17 protein-coding genes are annotated in these 21,651 nt (G+C 75.6%); 14 read left to right on the plus strand and 3 right to left on the minus strand.

The window, feature by feature from the left end:
- The first annotated feature begins 20 nt into the window (after positions 1-20).
- From J4E96_RS09640 to J4E96_RS09700, 13 genes are all read left to right on the plus strand, one after another.
- Positions 21-932 carry a site-specific tyrosine recombinase XerD gene (locus tag J4E96_RS09640; RefSeq protein ID WP_227425715.1) on the plus strand — a complete coding sequence of 304 codons (912 nt, stop codon included), beginning with the start codon at positions 21-23 and terminating at the stop codon, positions 930-932.
- Between the two features lie 327 nt (positions 933-1,259).
- A complete protein-coding gene (locus J4E96_RS09645; protein WP_319637778.1) occupies positions 1,260-2,147 on the plus strand; it encodes a ParA family protein in 888 nt (295 codons plus the stop codon).
- Positions 2,131-3,018 carry a segregation and condensation protein A gene (locus J4E96_RS09650; RefSeq protein ID WP_227425525.1) on the plus strand — a complete coding sequence of 296 codons (888 nt, stop codon included), beginning with the start codon at positions 2,131-2,133 and terminating at the stop codon, positions 3,016-3,018. Before J4E96_RS09645 ends, J4E96_RS09650 begins: the two co-directional genes overlap by 17 nt.
- On the plus strand, positions 3,015-3,713 hold the full coding sequence (gene scpB / locus J4E96_RS09655; protein ID WP_227425526.1) for an SMC-Scp complex subunit ScpB: 699 nt from the start codon (positions 3,015-3,017) through the stop codon (positions 3,711-3,713). Before J4E96_RS09650 ends, scpB begins: the two co-directional genes overlap by 4 nt.
- Entirely contained in the window at positions 3,710-4,585 is an 876-nt protein-coding gene (locus J4E96_RS09660; protein WP_406620440.1) for a pseudouridine synthase, read from the plus strand. Before scpB ends, J4E96_RS09660 begins: the two co-directional genes overlap by 4 nt.
- A 7-nt stretch (positions 4,586-4,592) precedes the next feature.
- Positions 4,593-5,720 carry a prephenate dehydrogenase gene (locus J4E96_RS09665; RefSeq protein WP_227425527.1) on the plus strand — a complete coding sequence of 376 codons (1,128 nt, stop codon included), beginning with the start codon at positions 4,593-4,595 and terminating at the stop codon, positions 5,718-5,720.
- Between the two features lie 14 nt (positions 5,721-5,734).
- Positions 5,735-6,481, plus strand: a complete 747-nt coding sequence (gene cmk / locus J4E96_RS09670; protein WP_227425528.1) for a (d)CMP kinase — start codon at positions 5,735-5,737, stop codon at positions 6,479-6,481.
- A gap of 23 nt (positions 6,482-6,504) precedes the next feature.
- Entirely contained in the window at positions 6,505-7,191 is a 687-nt protein-coding gene (locus J4E96_RS09675; RefSeq protein WP_227425529.1) for a lysophospholipid acyltransferase family protein, read from the plus strand.
- A gap of 26 nt (positions 7,192-7,217) precedes the next feature.
- Positions 7,218-8,735 carry a ribosome biogenesis GTPase Der gene (gene der, locus J4E96_RS09680; RefSeq protein WP_227425530.1) on the plus strand — a complete coding sequence of 506 codons (1,518 nt, stop codon included), beginning with the start codon at positions 7,218-7,220 and terminating at the stop codon, positions 8,733-8,735.
- Between the two features lie 71 nt (positions 8,736-8,806).
- Positions 8,807-9,865 carry a hypothetical protein gene (locus J4E96_RS09685; protein WP_227425531.1) on the plus strand — a complete coding sequence of 353 codons (1,059 nt, stop codon included), beginning with the start codon at positions 8,807-8,809 and terminating at the stop codon, positions 9,863-9,865.
- Positions 9,866-9,967: 102 nt separating this feature from the next.
- Positions 9,968-10,594, plus strand: coding sequence for a dihydrofolate reductase family protein (locus J4E96_RS09690; protein ID WP_227425532.1), 627 nt, complete (start codon positions 9,968-9,970; stop codon positions 10,592-10,594).
- 34 nt (positions 10,595-10,628) lie between these two features.
- Entirely contained in the window at positions 10,629-14,618 is a 3,990-nt protein-coding gene (locus J4E96_RS09695) for a Pls/PosA family non-ribosomal peptide synthetase (RefSeq protein WP_227425533.1), read from the plus strand.
- On the plus strand, positions 14,615-15,982 hold the full coding sequence (locus J4E96_RS09700) for a M1 family metallopeptidase (RefSeq protein WP_227425534.1): 1,368 nt from the start codon (positions 14,615-14,617) through the stop codon (positions 15,980-15,982). The genes J4E96_RS09695 and J4E96_RS09700 overlap by 4 nt, the downstream gene beginning before the upstream one ends.
- A gap of 29 nt (positions 15,983-16,011) precedes the next feature.
- Here the strand turns inward: J4E96_RS09700 and J4E96_RS09705 are convergent, their stop codons facing one another.
- The 3 genes from J4E96_RS09705 to J4E96_RS09715 all read right to left on the minus strand — a co-directional run bounded on the left by J4E96_RS09705 (position 16,012) and on the right by J4E96_RS09715 (position 20,137).
- Positions 16,012-16,815, minus strand: a complete 804-nt coding sequence (locus tag J4E96_RS09705) for a 4'-phosphopantetheinyl transferase family protein (protein ID WP_227425535.1) — start codon at positions 16,813-16,815, stop codon at positions 16,012-16,014.
- 11 nt (positions 16,816-16,826) lie between these two features.
- Entirely contained in the window at positions 16,827-18,974 is a 2,148-nt protein-coding gene (locus tag J4E96_RS09710; protein ID WP_227425536.1) for a DEAD/DEAH box helicase, read from the minus strand.
- A 368-nt stretch (positions 18,975-19,342) separates the two neighbouring features.
- On the minus strand, positions 19,343-20,137 hold the full coding sequence (locus J4E96_RS09715) for a maleylpyruvate isomerase N-terminal domain-containing protein (protein WP_227425537.1): 795 nt from the start codon (positions 20,135-20,137) through the stop codon (positions 19,343-19,345).
- A 104-nt stretch (positions 20,138-20,241) separates the two neighbouring features.
- Here J4E96_RS09715 and J4E96_RS09720 point away from each other — a divergent pair, with 104 nt between their 5' ends.
- Positions 20,242-21,648 (plus strand): glucose-6-phosphate dehydrogenase, encoded by a 1,407-nt coding sequence (locus J4E96_RS09720; protein ID WP_227425538.1) that lies wholly within the window; start codon positions 20,242-20,244, stop codon positions 21,646-21,648.
- Positions 21,649-21,651 lie beyond the last annotated feature (3 nt).

Genomic DNA, 21,651 nt, shown 5'->3' on the forward strand with positions numbered 1-21,651 from the left:
CGGGGTCGTTGGCGAGCGTGATGCAGGAATACCTCGCGCACCTGACGGTCGAGCGCGGCTTGTCGGCGAACACGCTCGGCGCGTACCGGCGCGACCTGCAGCGCTACCTGGCCCACCTGGACACGCGCGGCCGCCTCGCGCCGACCGACATCACGCCCGCGGACGTCGAGGACTTCGTCCTCGCGCTGCGCACGGGGTCCGACGGCGGCGCGCCCCTGTCCGCGTCGTCGACGGCGCGGACGGTGGTCGCGGTGCGGGGCTGGCACCGGTTCTGCGCGCTCGAGGGCCTCGTCACGGTCGACCCGGCGAGCGCCGTCCGCCCCCCGGCGCAGCCCAAGCGGCTGCCGAAGGCGATCTCGACGGCCGACGTCGAGCGGCTGCTGGAGGCGGCGAGCGTCGGCGACGGCCCCGGGCCGCTGCGCGACCGCGCGCTGCTCGAGCTCGTGTACTCGACGGGCGCGCGGATCTCCGAGGCGGTCGGGCTCGACATCGACGAGCTCGACCTCACGCCCGGCCGGGCGGCCGTGCGGCTGCTGGGCAAGGGCCGCAAGGAGCGCATGGTGCCGGTCGGGTCGTACGCGGTCACGGCCGTCGAGGCCTACCTCGTGCGCGCCCGGCCCATCCTCGCGGCGACCGGCACCGGCACGCCGGCGCTGTTCCTCAACACGCGCGGCGCACGCCTGAGCCGCCAGAGCGCCTGGACCGTGCTGCGGGCCGCGGCGCGCCGCGCGCAGCTGCCCGGCGCCGACCACATCTCCCCGCACACGCTGCGGCACTCGTTCGCGACGCACCTGCTGGCCGGCGGGGCGGACGTGCGCGTGGTCCAGGAGCTGCTCGGGCACGCGTCGGTCACGACGACCCAGATCTACACGCTGGTGACCCCGGACACGCTCCGCGAGGTCTACGCGACCAGCCACCCCCGAGCGCTGTAGCGGCCCTTCCCCGCGCGGTGCAGCGTCCTTCCGCCGCGGGCGGCCGGGAGGTTCGGTGGCTGGGGGTGGAGCGCGTGCGGGCGTTCTGCTCCCTGCGGCACTCGTGTGGCCGATCGGTCCCCGCTCCGGCGGCAACACCAGCAGATCGCGCACACGGGCGAGCCTGAGCGCGGAACGCCCACACTCGTGGGCGTGGGCGTGGGCGTGGGCGTGGGCGTGGGCGAGGGCGAGGGTGTCGGTGTCGGCGTGGGAGCGGCGCGGGGATAGGGGGCGCGACGTGGGTGTTTCCTGCGCGGGTCGGCCGGGGGCCTGCGGTAGGTTGAGCGCGTGAGTAGCCAGGCCCCTTCCGGATCGTCCGCCCCCCAGGACGAACCCCTGCTGGACCCGGTCGGGCGACCGCTGCCCGACTTCCCGGTGCCCGTGCCGCTCGGTTCGCACGGTCCCGCGCGCATCATCGCGCTGTGCAACCAGAAGGGTGGCGTCGGCAAGACGACGACCACCATCAACCTGGGCGCCGCGCTCGCCGAGTACGGCCGCCGGGTGCTCATCGTCGACTTCGACCCGCAGGGCGCCGCCTCCGTCGGCCTCGGCGTGAGCCCGCACGAGCTCGACCTCACCGTGTACAACCTGCTGATGGAGCGCCGCGCGGTCATCGCGGACATCATCTGCACGACCAGCATCGAGAACCTCGACCTGCTGCCGGCCAACATCGACCTGTCCGCCGCCGAGGTCCAGCTCGTGGGCGAGGTCGCGCGCGAGTCCGCGCTCAGCCGCGTGCTGCGCCCGGTCATGGAGGACTACGACGTCATCCTGATCGACTGCCAGCCGTCCCTCGGCCTGCTCACGGTCAACGCCCTGACGGCCGCGCACGGCGTGCTCATCCCGCTCGAGTGCGAGTTCTTCGCGCTGCGCGGCGTCGCGCTGCTCGTCGAGACGATCGAGAAGGTCCGCGACCGGCTCAACCCGCGGCTCGAGGTCGACGGCATCCTCGCCACGATGTACGACCCCCGCACGCTGCACTCGCGCGAGGTCATCTCGCGCGTGAAGGAGGCGTTCGGCGACACGCTGCTGCACACCGTCGTGGGCCGCACCGTGAAGTTCCCCGACTCGTCGATCTCCGCCGAGCCGATCACGACGTACGCGCCGGCGCACGCGGGCGCGATCGCCTACCGGCAGCTGGCCCGAGAGCTCGTCGCCCGTGGCGACGCGGCCTGACGCCCCGCCGGACGCCCTGCCCGCGAGCCCGGTCGGCAGCTCCGCGTTCGAGGTCCACCTCGAGAACTTCTCGGGACCGTTCGACCTGCTGCTCGGGCTGATCTCCAAGCACAAGCTCGACATCACGGAGGTCGCGCTCGCCGAGGTGACGGACGAGTTCATCGGCTACCTCCGGGCGGCCGACGCCGCGGGCGGTCCGCGCTGGGACCTCGGCCAGGCGAGCGAGTTCCTCGTGATCGCCGCAACGCTGCTCGACCTCAAGGCCGCGCGCCTGCTGCCCGCCGGCGCCGTCGAGGACGCCGAGGACCTCGAGCTGCTCGAGGCGCGCGACCTGCTCTTCGCGCGGCTGCTGCAGTACCGCGCGTACAAGCAGGTCGCGGCGTCGATCGCCGAGCGGCTCGCGGCGGAAGGCCGGCGCTTCCCCCGCACGGTGACGCTCGAGCCCGCGTACGCGGCGCTGCTGCCCGAGCTGCTGTGGAAGATCGGCCCGGCCGAGCTCGCCGCGCTCGCCGCTCGGGCGATCACGCCGAAGCCCGCCGCGCCCGGCGTCGACCTCAGCCACGTCTACGCGCCGCTCGTGAGCGTCCGCGAGCAGGCCGCGATCCTCGTCGACCGGCTCCGGCGCGGGGGAGCGGCGTCCTTCCGCGCCCTGGTCGCCGACGCCGAGTCGACGCTTGTGACGGTCGTGCGCTTCCTCGCGCTGCTCGAGCTGTTCCGCGAGGGCGCCGTCGGGTTCGAGCAGGTCACGCCCCTGGGCGAGCTCACCGTGCGATGGACCGGCGCCGACGACGGCGACGTCACCGCGATCGACGACTACGTGATCGACGACTACGTCGGCGACGGCCAGCAGCCCGAGGGAACCCCCACATGAGCGACCCGAGCCCCACCGCGATCGAGCCCGGCCCCGCCGACGCCCCCGAGCCCGGTAACGACCCCGCCCCCGAGCCAAGCCCCGGCGTCGCGGCCGATGAGCTCGCGTTCGACGTCGCCGACCTGCCCGGCGGCGCGCTGTCGACGCTCGAGGCCGTGCTGATGGTCGCGGACGAGCCGATCCCTGCCGCGACGCTCGCCACCGTGCTCGCGCTCCCGACCGCCACCGTCGAGCGCCTGCTCGCCGAGCTCGCGGCCGAGTACCGCGGCGCGGGCGGCGGGCGGCCCCGCGGGTTCGACCTGCGCCGCGCGGGCGCGGGTTGGCGGATCTACACGGCGCCCGCGTATGCCGCCGTCGTCGGCCGGTTCGTGCTGGACGGCCAGACCGCCCGACTGACCCAGGCCGCGCTGGAGACCCTCGCGGTCGTCGCGTACCGCCAGCCGGTCACGCGCGGGCAGGTCTCGGCCGTGCGCGGGGTCAACGTGGACGGCGTCGTGCGCACCCTCACGTCGCGCGGGCTGGTCGCCGAGATCGGCACCGAGGAGTCCAGTGGTGCCGTCTTGTACGGGACCACGGGATACTTCTTGGAGCGCATGGGCCTGGGGTCGCTCGACGAGATGCCCCCCTTGGCCCCGTACCTACCAGATTTCGACGCCTTCGAGGGCGTGGACGACGCAGCAGGAGACCACACGTGAGCACGAGCACAGGCGACAACGGACCGAACCGCGGGCAGCGCGGAGCCGGCCGAGGTGACAACCGGGCGAGCGGCCCGCGACGCCCGACCCTCGGGCGACCCGCGCGCCGGCCCGAGCCCGTCGAGCCCGAGCGCGACGTGCACGACCCGACCGGCGTGCGCCTGCAGAAGGTGCTCGCCACGGCGGGCCTCGGCTCGCGGCGCGCGTGCGAGAGCCTCATCTCGGACGGCCGGGTGACCGTCGACGGCGTCCAGGTCCGCGAGCTGGGCGTCCGGGTCGACCCGAAGGCCGCGGTGATCCACCTCGACGGCATGCGGATCCAGCTCGACACCTCGCTGATCACGGTCGCGCTCAACAAGCCGCTCGGCATCGTCTCCACGATGCACGACCCCGAGGGCCGGCCGTCGCTCGCCCAGTTCGTCGCCGACCGCGACGAGCGCCTGTTCCACATCGGCCGGCTCGACGCCGAGACCGAGGGCCTGCTGCTCCTGACCAACGACGGCGAGCTCGCCAACCGGCTCGCGCACCCGTCGCACCTGGTCCCCAAGACGTACCTCGCGCACGTCGAGGGCCGGGTCGCGAGCAACGTCGGCAACAAGATGCTGCACGGCATCATGCTCGAGGACGGCATCGCGAAGGTCGACCGCTACCACATCGTCGACTCCACGCCGCAGGCCGCGCTCATCGAGATCGTGCTGCACGAGGGCCGCAACCGCATCGTCCGCCGCCTGTTCGAGGAGGTCGGCCACCCGGTCAACCGCCTCGTGCGCACGCAGATCGGCCCGATCAAGCTGGGCGACCTGCGCACCGGCACCACGCGCGTGCTCAGCCAGCCCGAGGTCGGCTCGCTCATGGCCCAGGTCGGGATGTGACCGCGGCGTGAGCCTCGACGCACCCGCGCCGGTCGCCACGCGCGGTCCGGTCCGGGTCGTCGGCACGGGCCTGCTCGGCGCCAGCGTGGGGCTCGCCCTGAGCACGCGCGGCGTCGACGTCGTGCTGTCCGATCCCTCGCGCACCGCGCTGGCCCTGGCCCGCGACGTCGGGGCCGGTCGCCTGCCCGCCGACGACGACGCGCCCGTCACCCTGGTCGTCGTCGCCGCGCCGCCCGACGTGACGGCCGACGTCGTCGCGGCCGAGCTGCGCGCCCACCCGCACGCGATCGTGACCGACCTCGCGAGCGTCAAGGGCTACGTGCTCGCCGACCTGCGCGCCGCGGGCGCGGACCTGACCCGGTACGTCGGCTCGCACCCGATGGCCGGCCGCGAGCGGTCCGGACCCGCCGCCGCGCTGCCCGACCTGTTCGTGGGCCGCCCGTGGGTCGTCATCGACTCCGGCGAGTCCTCCGCGGCGGCGCTGCTCGCCGTCCGGGCCCTCGCCACCGACCTCGGTGCCGTCCCGCGCGCGATGGACCCCGCCGAGCACGACGACGCCGTCGCGGTCGTCTCGCACCTGCCGCAGGTCGCGGCGAGCCTCGTGGCCGCGCGGCTGCGTGACGCGCCGAACGCCGCCCTCGACCTGTCCGGCCAGGGCCTGCGGGACGTGACCCGGATCGCCGCGAGCGACGCGGGGCTGTGGACGTCGATCCTGGCCGCCAACGCGGCGTCGGTAGGCGCGGTGCTCGTCGAGCTGCGCGCCGACCTGGACCGCGTCATCGACGCGCTCGCCTCGGCGGCCGCGCCGGGCGCCGCGCCCGAGACCGTGCCCGGCGCGCTCGGCGTGCTCGCCCGCTCGATCGCCCAGGGCAACGCGGGCGTCGCCCGCATCCCCGGCAAGCACGGTGGCACGCCCCGCGTGTACGCGGTCGTCACCGTGCTCGTCCCCGACGTGCCGGGCGAGCTCGCCCGGCTGCTCACCGACGTCGGCGCCGCCGGCGTCAACCTCGAAGACCTGCAGCTCGAGCACTCCTCGGGCCGGCCCGTCGGGATGGCGGCCATCTCGGTGCTGCCCGGCCGCGCAGAACACCTTGAACGGGAGCTGACCGCGCGCGGTTGGCGCCTGGCCAGCTGATGGGAACCCCGCACATGAGTGACCTCGCCGCCGTCGACACCGACGCCGCGCCCCCGACCCCGCTCGTCATCGCCATCGACGGGCCCTCGGGCTCCGGCAAGTCGTCCGTCTCGCGGCGGGTCGCCGCCCGGCTCGGGCTCGCCTACCTCGACACGGGTGCGATGTACCGGGCCGCGACGTGGTGGTGCCTCGAGAGCGGCGTGCCGCTCGTGGACGGCCCCGCGGTCGCCGCCGCGGTCGCGGCGATGCCGCTCGACATGGGCGTCGACCCGGCCCACCCGACCGTGTCCGTGGGCGGGGTCGACCTCGCCGAGGCGATCCGGCGCACCGAGATCTCGGCCGCCGTCAGCTCCGTCGCGACGAACCTCGCGGTGCGCGCCGCGCTCGGCCGGCTCCAGCGCGCGGCGATCGACGCCGAGGCCGAGCCCGGTTCGTTCTCCGGCGGCCGCGGCGTCGTCGCCGAGGGGCGCGACATCACCACCGTCGTCGCGCCGGACGCGACCGTCCGCGTGCTGCTCACCGCGGACGAGCACTCGCGGCTGTCCCGCCGCGCCCGGGACGTCCACGGCTCGGACAGTGCGTCCGCCATGCGGGCGACCCGCGACCAGGTGGTGCGCCGCGACGCCGACGACTCGACCGTCGTCCAGTTCCGGGTCGCCGCCGACGGCGTCACGACCGTCGACTCGTCCGCGCTCGACCTCGAGCAGACGGTGCAGGCGGTGCTCGACATCGTCGAGCGGGTCAGCGGCCGGACCCCGTGACTCCGGCGGGGACGCGGGACGGCGTGCCCCCCGCGCCGTGGCCGTTCGGCCCTCGCTGGTCCCGCCACGTCGGCCGGGCGCTCGCCCACGGGTTCTGGGCGACCGAGGTGAGCGGGACCGAGCACATCCCGGCGACCGGGCCGGTCCTGTACGCCGCGAACCACGCCAACGTCATCGACGGGCCGCTGCTGGTCGGCGCCTCGCCGCGGCCGGTGCACGTGCTGGTCAAGTCCGAGATGTTCGTCGGCCCGGTCGGGCTCGTGCTGCGCGCCGCCGGGCAGATCCCGGTCGACCGGGACAGCAGCCGCCTGGCCCTGCAGCAGGGCCTGGCGGTGCTGCGGCGCGGGGGAGCGGTCGGCGTGTTCCCCGAGGGCGCCCGCGGGCGCGGCGACGTCGCGAGCTCGCGCGCCGGCGTCGCCTGGCTTGCGCTGACGGGCCACGCCCCCGTCGTCCCGGTCGCCCTCATCGGGACGCGGCGCACGGGCGAGGGCATCAACCACCTCCCGGGGCTCCGGCGCCCGCTGGTGGTGCAGTTCGGGGCGCCGCTCACGTTCGATCGCGGTCCTGGGACGTCCGGCCGCGCGGCGCTGGAGCAGGCGAACGAGGCGATCCGGGTGGCGCTGGCCGCGCTCGTCCTGGCGGCGACGGCCCGCTCCGGGCTCGTGCCGCCGGCCGACGATCCGAGCGTTTTGGGGGCCGGTTCGGAGTAGGGCGCCCGGGCTGGGAGGATAGGGGCATGAGTGGAACCGACCAGACCCTTCCCGACGCGCGCGAGCCGGCACCGGCGACGCCCGTCGAGGCAGCAGTTGTAGTGGCCTCCGACGAGGACCGAGAGCGCGCGCTGCGCGCCGGCTTGACCGCCTACGAGCTCGAAGAGGACGACCTCGCCCTGCTGGAGGGCGGCGCCGATGGCGACGACGGGGACGGCTCGACCGCCCCGCTGCCCGTGCTCGCCGTCGTCGGCCGGCCGAACGTCGGCAAGTCGACGCTCGTCAACCGCATCCTCGGGCGCCGCGAGGCGGTCGTCGAGGACAAGCCGGGCGTCACGCGTGACCGCGTGAGCTACCGCGCCGAGTGGGCGGGCCGGCACTTCTCGGTCGTCGACACCGGCGGCTGGGAGGTCGACGCCAAGGGCATCCAGGCGCGCGTCGCCGAGCAGGCCGAGATCGCGATCTCGCTCGCGGACGCCGTGCTGTTCGTCGTGGACGCCCAGGTCGGGCCGACCGCGACCGACGAGCGCGTCGTCAAGCTGCTGCGCAAGGCCGGCAAGCCGGTCGTGCTGTGCGCCAACAAGGTGGACGGCCCGCGTACCGAGTCCGACGCGACCGAGCTGTGGAGCCTCGGGCTCGGCGAGCCGCACCCCGTCTCGGCCCTGCACGGGCGCGGCACCGGCGACCTCCTCGACGCCGCGATGAAGGCGCTGCCCACGGAGTCCGCGTTCGGCGAGGCCATGCCCGCCGGCGGCCCCCGCCGGGTCGCGCTCGTGGGCCGGCCGAACGTCGGCAAGTCCTCGCTCCTGAACAAGGTGCTGGGCAGCCAGCGCGTCGTCGTCGACGACGTCGCGGGCACGACGCGGGACCCGGTCGACGAGCTCGTGATGCTCAAGGACAAGCCGTGGTGGTTCGTCGACACCGCCGGCATCCGTCGCCGCGTGCACCAGACCAGCGGCGCCGACTTCTACGCCTCGCTGCGCACCCAGGCCGCGATCGAGAAGGCCGAGGTCGCCGTCGTGCTCCTCGACGCGAGCGTGAAGATGACCGAGCAGGACACCCGGGTCATCTCCCAGGTCGTCGAGGCCGGGCGCGCGCTCGTCATCGCGTACAACAAGTGGGACCTGATGGACGAGGACCGCCGCTCCTTCCTCGAGAAGGAGTTCGAGCGCGACCTCGTGCAGGTCCAGTGGGCGCCCCGGATCAACTTCTCGGCCAAGACCGGCTGGCACACCGACCGGCTCGTGCCGGCGCTCGAGCGGGCGCTCGCCTCGTGGGAGACGCGCATCTCGACCGGCAAGCTCAACTCGTTCCTCGGCGAGCTCGTCGCCGGGCACCCGCACCCGCTGCGCGGCGGCAAGCAGCCGCGCATCCTGTTCGCGACGCAGGCCGCGACCTGCCCGCCGCGGTTCGTCCTCTTCTCGACCGGCTTCATCGAGGCCGGCTACCGCCGCTTCATCGAGCGCCGCCTGCGAGAGGAGTTCGGCTTCGAAGGCACCCCGATCTCGATCTCGGTCCGGGTGCGGGAGAAGCGCCGGCGCTGAGGCTGCTCGGGTGAGCGTCGGTCCACGGTGAGCGACGGTGAGAGTCGGCCGACAGTGACAGTCTGTCCCGGGTGAGCTCTTCCCGGGACGGCGAGGCCGCGGGCGCGCCGGTGCGCCGGCGGCCCCGGTTGCTGCGCTGGGGGCTGCCGCGCGACGCCGCGGCCGGCCAGCACGTCGCCGGGTTCTTCGTCGCGACGGTCGTGACCGTGCTGCTCACCCGCGGGCTGCTCGCGGCGGCCGGCTACCCGCAGGTCGGCGGCAACGGGCTGCACATCGCGCACGTCCTGTGGGGCGGGGTGCTGATGGCGCTGGCGTTCGTGCTGCTGCTGTCGTTCGCGGGGCCGGTCGTCCGGCCGCTCGGGGCGCTCGTCGGCGGGGTCGGCTTCGGGCTGTTCGTGGACGAGATCGGCAAGTTCGTGACGAGCGACAGCAACTACTTCTACGAGCCGACGGCGGCGCTCATCTACGGCGTCGTCGTCGCGCTCCTGCTCGTCGGCGAGGCGCTGCAGGGGCGGACCGCGCCGCGCGGCCCGGAGGCCCTGGCCGGGGCGGTTGACCACCTGGTGGCGGGGGTCGCTGGTGGCCTCAGCCCGCGGGCCCGCGACGCCGTCCGCGGGTTGCTCGCCGACGCCGGCGACGCCCCGGGGGCCGACGAGGTGCGCGCGCTCGTCGCGGAGGTCGAGGACGACGCGGACGAGCTGCCCGACCCGATCGGCGCCGTCGCGCGCTGGGTCGTGGCCGCGAGCCGGCGCGTGGTGCGCCGGGGGTGGGCGCCCTGGGTCGCGGTCACCGTGCTGACCGTGACGGGGCTCCTGACGGTGGGGCGCGGCCTGCTCGCGTGGGTCGGCGGTCGCGACGACGTGCCGGCGTGGGTCGTGCTCGGCATGGTGGTCAGCGGGCTGGTGTCGTTTGCGTGCTCGGTGCTCGGGCTGGCCCGGGTGCGCTCCGACGCGCGCACCGGGTACGAGTGGTTCCGGCGCTCCGTGCTCATCTCGCTGCTGGTGACCCAGATCTGCCTGTTCCGGCTGGACCAGTGGGCCGCGGTGGTCGGGCTCGCGCTGGATCTCGTGGTGCTCGCGGTGGTCGCGGCGGAGCTCACCGTGATGCAGGCGGGGGACCGGCGACGATGAGTTCTGCGGCACCGCGCGGTCTGCCCCACGACCGCGGGACTGCAGGGCGCCATCACCGCATGGCCGCATGACCCGCAACCATCCAACCGACGGGAGCACGCTGTGGGCTTGATCCAGATCGAGCTGTTCACCACCCTCGACCTCGTCGGGCAGGCGCCCGGCGGCCCCGACGAGGACCCGATCGAGTTCGGGTTCGGCGGGTGGCAGGCGCCGCTGCTGGACGAGGTCACCGGGGCGCAGATCGGCGCCGCCTACGAGGGCACGGACGCCCTCCTGCTGGGCCGGCGGACCTACGAGATCTTCGCCGCCTACTGGCCGCACCAGCGCGGCGGCGCCGACGACGACATCGCCACGATCTTCAACCGCGTCCCCAAGTACGTCGCGTCTCGCGGCCGGCCCGACCTCTCCTGGGCCGGGTCGACGCAGCTCGGGCCGGACCTCGCCGCCGCCGTGCGCGAGGTGCGCGACCGGCACGAGCAGGTGCGCGTCGTCGGGAGCCTGAACCTGGTGCAGACCCTGCTGCGGGAGAGGCTCTTCGACGTGCTCGACCTGTGGGTGCACCCGATCGTGCTCGGGGTCGGCAAGAGGGTCTTCGACGGCGGCGCGGTGCCCACGAACCTCACCCTGCTCGGGCCGCCGGAGGCCGGGCCGAAGGGCGCCGTGCACCTGCGCTACGGGCTCGCCGACGGCATCCCCGCGACCGGGGACATGGGCGCGCGCGATACGTAGGGGACGGGGCCGGCTGACCCGTAGCCTCTTCCCCATGTCCTCCGACGCCATGTCCACACACGACGGCGGCGCCTCGGGCGATCGGGACGCAGCGAACCCCTTGCGGGCCGGGGCCCGCGCGAGCGCGCCGCGCACGCTGGTCGACATCTTCGCCGTCACCGCGGCCCGCCACCCCGACGCCGTCGCGATCGACGACGGCGACGAGGTCCTCACCTACGCGGCCCTGGCGGAGGCGGTGCGCCTGCGGGCCGACCTCCTCGCCGCGGCCGGCGTCCGCCGCGGCGACCGGGTCGGGGTGCGCGCCACCTCCGGGACGGTCGGCCTGTACCTGTCGGTCCTGGCCGTGCTGCGGGCCGGGGCCGCCTACGTGCCCGTGGACGCCGACGACCCGGACGACCGCGCGCGGCGCGTGTTCGCGGAGGCGGGCGTCGTCGCCGTGCTGGGCGACGGCCCCGACGTCACGCGGCCGGACGGCTCCGTCGCGCCGGCCGTCCCGGACCGGGAGCCCGCCGACGATCCGCGGCCCGCCGACCAGCCGCGGTCTTCCGACGAGCCGCGGCCTTCCGACGACGCGTGGATCATCTTCACGTCCGGCTCGACCGGGCGCCCCAAGGGCGTGGCCGTCACGCATCGCAGCGCGGCCGCCTTTGTCGACGCGGAGGCGGGCCTGTTCCTGCGGCACGCGCCCATCCGCCCCGGCGACCGGGTCCTCGCCGGCCTGTCCGTCGCGTTCGACGCCTCGTGCGAGGAGATGTGGCTCGCCTGGCGGCACGGGGCCACGCTCGTGCCCGCGCCCCGTGCGCTCGTGCGGGCCGGGCTCGAGCTCGGACCGTGGCTCGTCGAGCGCGAGATCAGCGTCGTCTCCACGGTCCCGACCCTGGCGGGCCTGTGGCCCGTGGACAGCCTCGACGGCGTCCGGCTGTTGATCTTCGGCGGCGAGGCGGTCCCGCCCGAGCTCGCCGAGCGACTGGCCCGCGAGGGCCGCGAGCTGTGGAACACGTACGGCCCGACGGAGACCACGGTCGTCGCCTGCGCCGCGCAGCTGCATCCCGGTGAGCCCGTGCGGATCGGGCTCCCGCTGGACGGGTGGGACCTCGCGGTGGTCGGGTCGGACGGCGCCGAGGTGCCGGCCGGGGCGACGGGCGAGCTCGTCGTCGGCGGGGTGGGCCTGGCGCGGTACCTCGACCCCGAGCTCGACGCCGCAAAGTTCGCCCCGATGCCGGCGCTCGGCTGGGACCGGGCCTACCGCACGGGCGACCTCGTCGTCCGCGACGACGCGGGCCTCGTGTTCGGGGGCCGGGCCGACGACCAGGTGAAGGTCAACGGGCACCGGATCGAGCTCGCCGAGGTGGACGCCGCCCTGCAGGCCCTGCCGGGCGTGGCGGGCGCCGCGGCAGCGGTGCGGCGCTCCCCGTCGGGTGCCGCGCTCCTGGTGGGCTACGTGGTGCCCGCAGGCCCGGACGCCCTGGCCACCGCCGAGCTCACCGCCCGGCTGCGCGCCGCCCTGCCCGGGTCGATGGTGCCGCTGCTCGCCGTCGTCGGCGACATCCCCTCGCGCACCTCGGGCAAGGTCGACCGCGACGCGCTGCCCTGGCCCGTCGCGGGCCTCGACGCCGCCGGCGCGGGCTCGACCCTGCGCGGCACCGCGCAGTGGGTCGGGCAGCAGTGGGTCGCCGTGATCGGGGTCTCCCCGAGCGACGAGGAGGACGACTTCTTCGCGCGCGGGGGCAGCTCCCTGACCGCCGCCCAGCTCGTCTCCGCGCTCCGGGCCCGGTACCCCGAGGCCACCGTCGCCGACGTGTACGACCACCCCCAGGTCGGCGACCTCGCCGCCTCCCTGCAGTCCCGGTGGCCCGGGCGCGACGCCGACGCCGCCGACGCCGACCCCCGCCTCGTTCGACCGGTGCCCGCCCGCAGCCAGGCGGTCCAGCTCCTCGCGCTGCTGCCGCTACGCGGGCTGGTCGCGCTGCGCTGGCTCACCGTGCTGGCCGCGCTCAACCTCGTGCTCGACGCCGCCTGGTCCGTCCCATGGGCGGTCCCCGTGTCCGGGTGGTGGCTCGCCACCGGGTGGCTCGCGACCGTGAGCCCGCTCGGGCGGCTGGGGGTCAGCGCGCTCGGCGCGCGGCTGCTGCTGGCCGGGGTGGCCCCCGGCGACCACCCCCGCGGCGGGTCGGTGCACCTGCGGCTGTGGGCCGCCGAGCGGCTGACCGAAGGGTTCGGCGCGATCACGCCGGCCAGCGCGCCCTGGATCGGGCTGTACGCCCGCGCGCTCGGGGCCCGGATCGGCCACGGCGTCGACCTGCACACCGTCCCGCCGGTCACCGGCATGCTCCGGCTCGGCGACGAGTGCGCGGTCGAGCCCGAGGTGGACCTTTCCGGGTACTGGGTCGACGGCGACGTCCTGCACCTCGGCCGCGTCGTCGTCGGCGCCCGGGCGACCGTGGGCGCGCGCAGCGTGCTCTACCCCGGGGCGCGGGTCGGCGAGGGCACCGACGTGGCCGCGGGCTCCGCGGTGCACGGTGCGACCGGCTCCGGCGAGTACTGGGTCGGGTCGCCCGCCACCAAGGCGCACGAGGCGCGGCACCCGTGGCCGCCGCAGCGACCCGCGCGGTCGCGCCGGTCGCGGTGGTGGACGCTCGCGTACGGGGCGACGGGCGCGGTCATCGCCTCGCTCGGGCCGGTCGCCGTCGGCCTGGGTCTGGTCCTGGTCGGCCGGGCGGTCCGCGCGACGGCGTCGCTGTCGAGCGCGGTCGGCCCGGCGATCCTGGCCGGGCTCGGCGCCACCGCCGTCGTCGTCGTCGCCTACGCGCTGCTCGTGCTCGGCGCCGTGCGGCTGTTCGGGTCGGGCCTGACCGAGGGCTACCACCCGGTGTCCTCGCGCGGCGGCCTGCAGGCGTGGGCCGTGCAGCGGCTGATGGACGCCGCCCGCGCCGGACTGTTCCCGCTGTACTCCTCGAGCCTGACCCCGCACTGGCTGCGGCTGCTCGGGGCGAAGGTGGGCCGCGACACCGAGATCTCCACGGTCATCGGCCTGCCCACCATGATGCGGCTGAAGGACGGCGCCTTCCTCGCCGACGACACGATGGTCGCGCCGTACGAGCTCGGCGGCGGGTGGGTCCGGGTCGCCAAGGCCAAGGTCGGGCGCCGGGCGTTCGTGGGCAACTCGGGGATGACCGCGCCCGGCCGGACGGTCCCGAAGAACGGGCTCGTCGCGGTGCTCTCCGCGACGCCGAACCGCACCCGCGCCGGCTCGAGCTACCTCGGCAGCCCGCCGGTGCTGCTGCCGCGGGCGGCGACCCTCGACGACCCCGGCCGCACGTACGAGCCGCCGACCCGCCTGCGCTGGGCGCGGGCCGCCGTCGAGGCCTGCCGCGCCGTCCCCACGCTCGCCGCGGGCGCCCTCGCGCTCGGCACCCTGCTCGCCCTCCAGGCGCTCGTGCTCGCCGGCGGCTGGTGGCTCGCCGCGGCCCTCGGCGGCCCGGTGCTGCTCGCCGCCGGCGCGCACGCCGCGGCGGTGACGATCGCGGCCAAGTGGCTGCTCGTCGGCCGGTTCCGGGCCGGCGACCACCCGCTGTGGAGCGGCGCGGTGTGGCGCGGCGAGCTCGCGGACACGTTCACCGAGGTGCTCGCGGCCCCGTTCTACGTCAACGCCGCGAACGGCACCGTCGCGATGGTGTGGTGGCTGCGCGGCATGGGCGCGCGGATCGGCCGCGGGGTGTGGTGCCAGTCGTACTGGCTGCCGGAGGCCGACCTGGTCCGGCTCGGCGACGGCGCGACGGTCGGGCCCGGGTGCATCGTCCAGACCCACCTGTTCCACGATCGCGTGATGAGCCTCGACACCGTGGTTCTCGCGGCCGGGGCGACCCTCGGCCCGCACGGCGTGATCCTGCCCGCCGCCGAGCTCGGCGCGGGCACGACGGTCGGCCCGGCGTCGCTGGTGCTGCGCGGCGAGCGCGTCCCGGCCGGCACGCGCTGGGCCGGCAACCCGATCGCGCCGTGGCGCGCGGGCGGGGGGTCGCAGTGACGGCTGGCGGCACGAAGGGCGGCCGAGCCCGGGACCCGTACGCGCTGCAGCACGGCAGCACGGACTTCCACGTCGAGCACTACGACCTCGACCTGACCTACCGGGTCCGCACGAACCGCCTCGCCGGCGTCGCGACGCTGCGGATCCGCGCCCTCGCGCCGCTCACCGAGCTCCGGCTCGACCTGGTGGGCCTGGCCGTCTCGAAGGTCGGCGTCGTCGGTGCGAAGCTCGCCCGGCACGAGCACCGCGGCGGGCGGCTGGCGCTCCGGCTGACCGCCGAGGTCGCCGCCGGGACGATCCTCACCGTCACCGTGCGCTACGGCGGCCGCCCCGGCCCGACCCCCAGCCTCTGGGGCCCGGTCGGGTGGGAGGAGCTCGACGACGGCGTCGTCGTCGCCAGCCAGCCGACCGGCGCGCCGACCTGGTTCCCCTGCAACGACCGCCCGGGCGACAAGGCGACGTACCGCACCACCGTGAACGTGGAGAACCCCTACCGCGTGCTCGCGCACGGAGTCCTGGCCGACCGAAAGCTCCGCTCGAGCAGCACGACGTGGGTGTTCGACCAGGCGCACCCGACGGCGAGCTACCTCGCGACGGTGCAGATCGGGCGGTACGACGAGCTCACCCTCGCCGCGGCGCCCGTCCCGCAGACGGCGATGCTGCCCGCGGCCCTCGTGCCGCTGGCCCGCCGGAGCCTCGCCGCGCACGGCGCGATGATGGAGCTGTTCGGCAGGCTCTTCGGCCCGTACCCCTTCCCGGCCTACACCGTGGTGGTCACCGCGGACGAGCTCGAGATCCCGCTCGAGGCGCAGGGCCTGTCCATCTTCGGGGCCAACCACCTCGCGCCGACCCGCGGCGAGGAGCGCCTGATCCCGCACGAGCTGGCGCACCAGTGGTTCGGCAACTCGCTCTCGGTGGCGTCCTGGCAGCACCTGTGGCTCAACGAGGGCTTCGCCTGCTACGCGGAGTGGCTGTGGTCGCAGGCGTCCGGCGGCAAGAGCGCCGACGCGTTGGCCCGGCAGTGGCACACCCGGCTGGCCGCGCGCCCCCAGGACCTCGTGCTGGCCGACCCCGGCCCGGCGCTCGTCTTCGACGACCGGGTCTACAAGCGAGGCGCCCTCACCCTGCACGCCCTGCGGGGGGCGTTCGGCGACGACGCGTTTTTCGCCCTGGTGCGCGCGTGGACCGCCGAGCGCGCCGACGCGTCGGTGACCACGGCCGACTTCCGCGCACACTGCGCGAGGCACGCGACCGCCGTCGGCGGCCCGGCGCTGGCCCTGGCCGTCGCGGCGCTCCTAGCCGCGTGGCTCGACAGCCCCCGTCTTCCGGCGCCGACGAGCCTGCCCGCCCGGCGCGGCCGGTAAGTCAAGCCGGATCGCTCAGCGCGAGTCGTTCAGCGCGGGTGGTTCGCTCGGTGCGGGTCGATCGCTGAGCGCAGGTCGCCGTCGTGCAGGACGACCGTGAGCCGACGGCGGCCGCCGCGCAGCTCGGGCCAGCCCCGGGCGCGAGGCGCGCGCTGCAGGGCGACCGCACCGACCGCGCCGGGGCCGAGCCGGAGGTCGGCGAGCTCGACCGGGCTGCCCGCGGTGCCCGCGGGCAGGCGCGCCGTCCGGCCGCGCGTGTCGACCAGGGCCGGGTCGATCCGCAGCCCGGTCCCGAGCGCCTTGAGGGTCGCCTCCGTGCGCACCCAGGTGCGCGCGAGCGCCGTCGCCTGGTCGGCGGACGGGCGGCCGGCGTGCGCGGCCGCCTCACCGGGGGAGAGCGCGACGTCCGCGAGCCGGGCGGCGGCCACGGCCGCGGGCGACTCGACGTCGACCCCGACCCGGCCCGCGTCGCTCACCGCGACCGCGATCAGGGGTCCGGCCCGGGTCAGGCTCACGTGCGGCGCGGGGGCGCCGGCGTCGCGCACGACGACCTCGACCTGCCCGTGCGGACCGCCGCAGGCCGCGCAGCGCGCCCGCACGACGACCTCGCCCGCGGGGCAGCCGAGTCGGGCGCCCACGACCTCGCGCAGCAGCGCCCGCGCGAACACGAACCGGCTCGCCTGGTCGGTCGGCAGGGCCGCGGCCCGGGCCCGCTCGACGGCGTCGAGCGTGGCGAGCAGCGGCTCGGGGTCCGCAGCGCCGGGCGCGACCACCCACACGTCCACTGTCGGGGTCGCGTGCCGAGGTGCGCCGTCCCGCGGTGCGCCGGGCATGAGCGGGTTCCTCAGGCCACGCCCTCGGCGGTGAGCGCGTCGGTGAGCAGCCCGATCAGGGTCTCGAGCTGCACGGTGGTGGACGAGGAGAGGTCCTCCTCCGCCGCGCCGTCGAGCGCCCGGGCCGCGAGGCCCGACTTGCTGTCGATCAGCTTGGCGATCTTCGAGTCGACGGTCTGCGCGGCGATGATCCGCCACGCGGTGACCGGCTCGGTCTGGCCGATCCGGTGGATCCGGTCGATCGCCTGGGTCTGCTCGGCGTCGGTCCAGGACAGCTCGGCCAGCACCAGGTTGGACGCTACCTGGAGGTTCAGCCCGACGCCCGCGGCCATCAGGGAGCACACCACGATGGACACCTCGGGGTCGTGCACGAACGCGGCGAGGTTCTTCTCCCGCGCCTTGGGGGTCTGGTCGCCCCGGATCGAGGCGTAGCGGATGCCGCGCTGGGCGAACGTCTGCTCGGCCTGATCCATCACGTCGATGTGCTTGGCGAAGAACACCACCTTGCCGACGTTGCGGGCGAGCTGCGCGGCGTAGTCGGCAGCGAGCCCGGCCTTGGCCTGGCCGATCCGGCGGACCATCGTGAACACGTTCTCGCCGCCCGTGCGGGTGCTCGAGTCCTTGAGCTCCGCGGCCGCCACCTTGCGCACGAGCTCGTGGTCGATGCCGTCCGGGACGCCCTCGGCGCTGCGCTGGTCCATGGCGGCGCGGTAGCGACCGAGCATCCCGCGGGCGAGCGCGGCCTCGGCGGCGCGGATCGACCGGCCGACGGCGCCGTCGAGCTCGACCGGCAGGTCCGCCACCCGACGGGCGGGGATGTCGGCGACGACGTCGACCTTGCGGCGGCGCACGATGCCCAGGTCGATCACGCTGGCGCGCGCGCCGGCGTAGAACCCCGGGTCGGCCGGGGTGAGCCCGATCTCCTCGAGGGCCGCCTGCAGCGTGCCGAGCGGCTTGGTGTCGTCGATCCAGCCGAGGAACTGCCAGATCGCCCGGAAGTCCTCGATGTCGTTGATCAGCGGGGTGCCGGTCAGCGCCATCAGCAGCGGCCGGGCGGTACGGGCGCGGATCCGCTCCGAGAGCGCGAGGACGTGCTGGGAGCGCTGGGAGGTCTTGTTCTTGATGAAGTGCGCCTCGTCGACGACCATGCCGCGGAAGCCGAGGTCGCCGAGCCAGCCGACATGCCGGTCGAGGAGCTCGTAGTTCACGATCACGATGTCCGCGAAGCCGTCGACCCGGTCGCCGTCGCCGTTGACGACCGTGGACCGGCGCGACGGGGTCCACAGCCGGACCTCGTTCGCCCAGTTCGTCTTCACGACGTTGGGCACGACGACGAGCAGCGGGTAGGCGTTCGCGGCCTGGGCGGCGAGCAGCGCCTGGGCGGTCTTGCCGAGCCCGGGCTCGTCGGCGAGCAAGAACGTGCGATGGCCGCCGGCCGTGGCCGCCACGACCCGGGACTGGTGCGGCATCAGCTCGCGGCCCAGGGGAGTGGACACCGGGCGGGGCGCGGGCAGCGCCATGCAGGCGGGCGCGCCGGTCGCGGCCCGCTCGAACGACTGGAACAGGGGCTCGAGCAGCTCCCAGCCGGCCAGCCGGCGGGCGCGGGTCTCGACCCGCGCGGCCGCGGCCGCGTAGTCCGGCGCGAGGAACGGGTTCGCGAGCTGACGCGAGATCACGGACCGGGGCACCACTTGGGTCTCGGCGCCGCGCACCGGCGCGGGCGGCGCGACGGGCGCCGGCTCCTCGGGCGGCTCCAGCCCGCCGGCCCGCAGGACGCTCGCCGTGAAGGCGCGCGCGGCGTCGGAGACGCGGGCGTCCTCGGCGAGCAGCTCGAGCAGCGAGGTGTCCCGGGCCGCGGTCTTCGCCAGCATCGTCGCGACCGCGTCGAGCCGCTTGAGCTGCTTGGTGCGCGCGGACTCGGACGCGTCGCCGTCGGCGAGCACCCTGGCCCGCTCCTGGCGCATCAGCAGCGCCACGACCTGGAACTTCGTGCGCACCGCCGGGCGCGTGGGGGGACGCTGGACGGCATTGTCGACCTCGCGGGCGACCTCGGCGAGCACCGGGACGAGCCCCTGTTCGGCGGGACGCGCGGCGCGGCGGCGCGTGGTGCCCGGCTCCGTGCGCGCTCCACCGGAGCGGCGTTGGCGTGGTCGTGCCACATCTCCTCCTTCTCGCACCTGCACCGCGACTGCGGCGCAGTGCGACGTGCTGCGCTCGACCGAGACCGGTCGTGCGTGGGACCCAGCGCCCCGGATCGCGGGGATCCGGGCCAGGGCGCACCTGTTGCGGCGCGAGTCACCGCAGGCGCGAAGTCACCGCGCAGCAGTACTGCCTGCGCCGCGCGTCGGCCCGTGGGCTCGATCGCCGGACAACCGGGAGCGACCCACCGGGCGCCGCGGCCAAGCCTGGCCGGACACCGATCGCGCGTGACGTCCCGAGTGATGCCGCTAGCCGCTACAACGGCCGACCGTTCACACGGTCCTGCCGCGTCTGAAGTGTAGACGGGCCGGGCGGGTGCTCGACCACGTTACGCGCCCGGGTCCCACTCGATGAGGCGCTCGAACACGCGCCGGTCTCCCATGAGCGCGAGGGCGTCCAGCGGGAGCCGGCCGTAGAAGTGCAGGAGTAGCTCGCTGGCCGTGCCTCGGGCGTCGGCGTCGGCCGCGTCCAGGCCCCGGTCGGCCGCGGCCGACGGCGAGCCGGGGGCCGGGAGGCGGGCGACCCGTGCGCCGTCGGCGGACAGCCACACACGCCAGGAGCGGCCCTCACTGGCGCGGTAGTCGACGACGGCGGGCTCGTGCGGCCAGGGAGCCGTCGTCGCGCAGCAGGTGAACAGGAACTCCTCGACGCCGTCGAGCGCGACCTCCGCCGGCACCGGCCGCGGCTCGCCGGCCGTGAGCTGGGCGTCGTAGGTGTGCACGGCGATCTCGTGCAGCTGGTGGCGAGCGACCGCACCGCAGGTCCGCGGGGACTGCGACCGGCTCCACCACGTCCAGCACCCGCGATCCGGACCGGCCCCAGCCAGCGCGTCCACCATCTCCCGGGTGGACGCCGCCAACCAGGCCGACAGGGCCGCGCGCTCCCGGGTCGCCGGGGCGCCCGCCGGCGGCGACTTGGCCGTCGCGTCGGGGCCTGCGGCGATGGTCGCGGCCCACGAGCGTCGCCCCGTTCCGAGGTGGTGCACGAGGTCCAGCAGCGTCCAATCGGGGCAGGTCGGCACCTGCGCGTCGAGGCTGGGCGCCGCCTCAACCGCGTCCCGGAAGGCGCTCGATCGTTCGTCGATGAGCCGCAGCAGAGCGGGAAACTCCAGGGTCTCGGGCACGCAGGTTGTCTATCACCGGGCGCCGACCCCCGGCGAGCGATTTTTGGCGAGGCAGGGCGGCGCAGTCGGACCTACGGTGAGCGCATGACGGGGAAGGACGGCACGTGATCACTCGACTGGCACTGCTCGGGGCGACGGGTGACCTCGCGGGTCGGTTCTTGCTCCCGGCATTGGCGCACCTGATGGCCGCGGAACGGGTTCCGCTCGCGCTGCAGGTGGTCGGCGGCGGGCAGCAGGACTGGACCGGCCAGCAGTTCCGGGACCACGTGGACTCCCGGCTGCGCGAGCACGCCGGGCGGGTCCCGGACCGGGCCCGCCAGGCGTTGCTGGCGGGGCTGCGCTACCGCCAGGTCGACCTGGATGACCCGCAGACCGTGGTGCGGGTCGTCCGCGCCGCCGACCCGACGCACGCCCTGCCGGTCGTGGTCTACCTCGCGCTGCCGGCGCGCACGTTCGGCGGGGCGCTGCGGGGCCTGATCGCCGCCGACCTGCCCGCGGGCAGCCGCGTCGCCGTCGAGAAGCCGTTCGGCGACGACCTGGCCGGCGCCGCCGCGCTCAACGCCTTGCTCGCCCGCATCGGGTCGGGCGATGCGGCAGCCGGCTACCGGGTCGATCACATCCTCGCGATGCCAGCGGTCCGCGAGCTTGCCCGGCTGCGCGGGGCGGGCGGGGCCCTCGAGCCCGTGTGGTCCGCGGCGCACATCGATCGCATCGAGATCGTCTGGGAGGAGACGTTGGGACTCGAGGCGCGGGCGGCGTTCTACGACACGACCGGCGCCGTCAAGGACGTCATGCAGAACCACCTGCTCCAGATCCTCGTGCTCGCGGCGATGGAGCCGCCGGCGCGCGAGACGGAGGAGGACGCGCACGACGCCAAGCTGGCCCTGCTGCAGCGCGTGCGGGAGCCGTCGGCGGCCCAGCTGCCGTCCCGGTCCAGCCGGGCCCGGTACACCGCCGGGTCGCTGGTCGACAGCCACCTCCCGGGCGGCCGGCCCGTGCCGGGCTACGCGCTCGCCGACGGGGTGGAGCCGGGGCGCGGCACGGAGACCCACGCCCAGCTCATCCTGGAGATCGACACGCCGCGGTGGGCGGGCGTGCCGTTCGTGCTGCGCACCGGGAAGGCGATGGGCGCGCCGCACAAGGGCGTGGTGCTGCACTTCCGCGACGCCGTCCCCGCCGCGACCCCGCCGGGGGTCGACGTCGTCTCGCCCCGCGAGCTGTGGATCGAGCTCGACGGGCCGGGCGGCGCCGTGCACGCGCCCGGCGAGCTGTCCGCCTACCAGGAGGTCCTGGCCGACCTGCTCACCGGCGGCAGCCGGACGTCGATCGGCGCGCTGGAGGCGGTCGAGGCCTGGCGGATCTTCGAGCCCGTGCTGCGCGGGTGGTCCGTGGGTGCTGTCCCGCTGGCCGAGTACGCGGCCGGCTCGTCCGGCCCCGAGCCGCTGCAGGCACCCTTGTTCGCCGCCGCCCGCGGCGGACAGCGTGGTCACAACGGGCCGCAGCACCACTAGGGT

It is taken from the genome of Pengzhenrongella sicca (assembly GCF_017569225.1).
Taxonomy (GTDB): Bacteria; Actinomycetota; Actinomycetes; order Actinomycetales; family Cellulomonadaceae; genus Pengzhenrongella; species Pengzhenrongella sicca.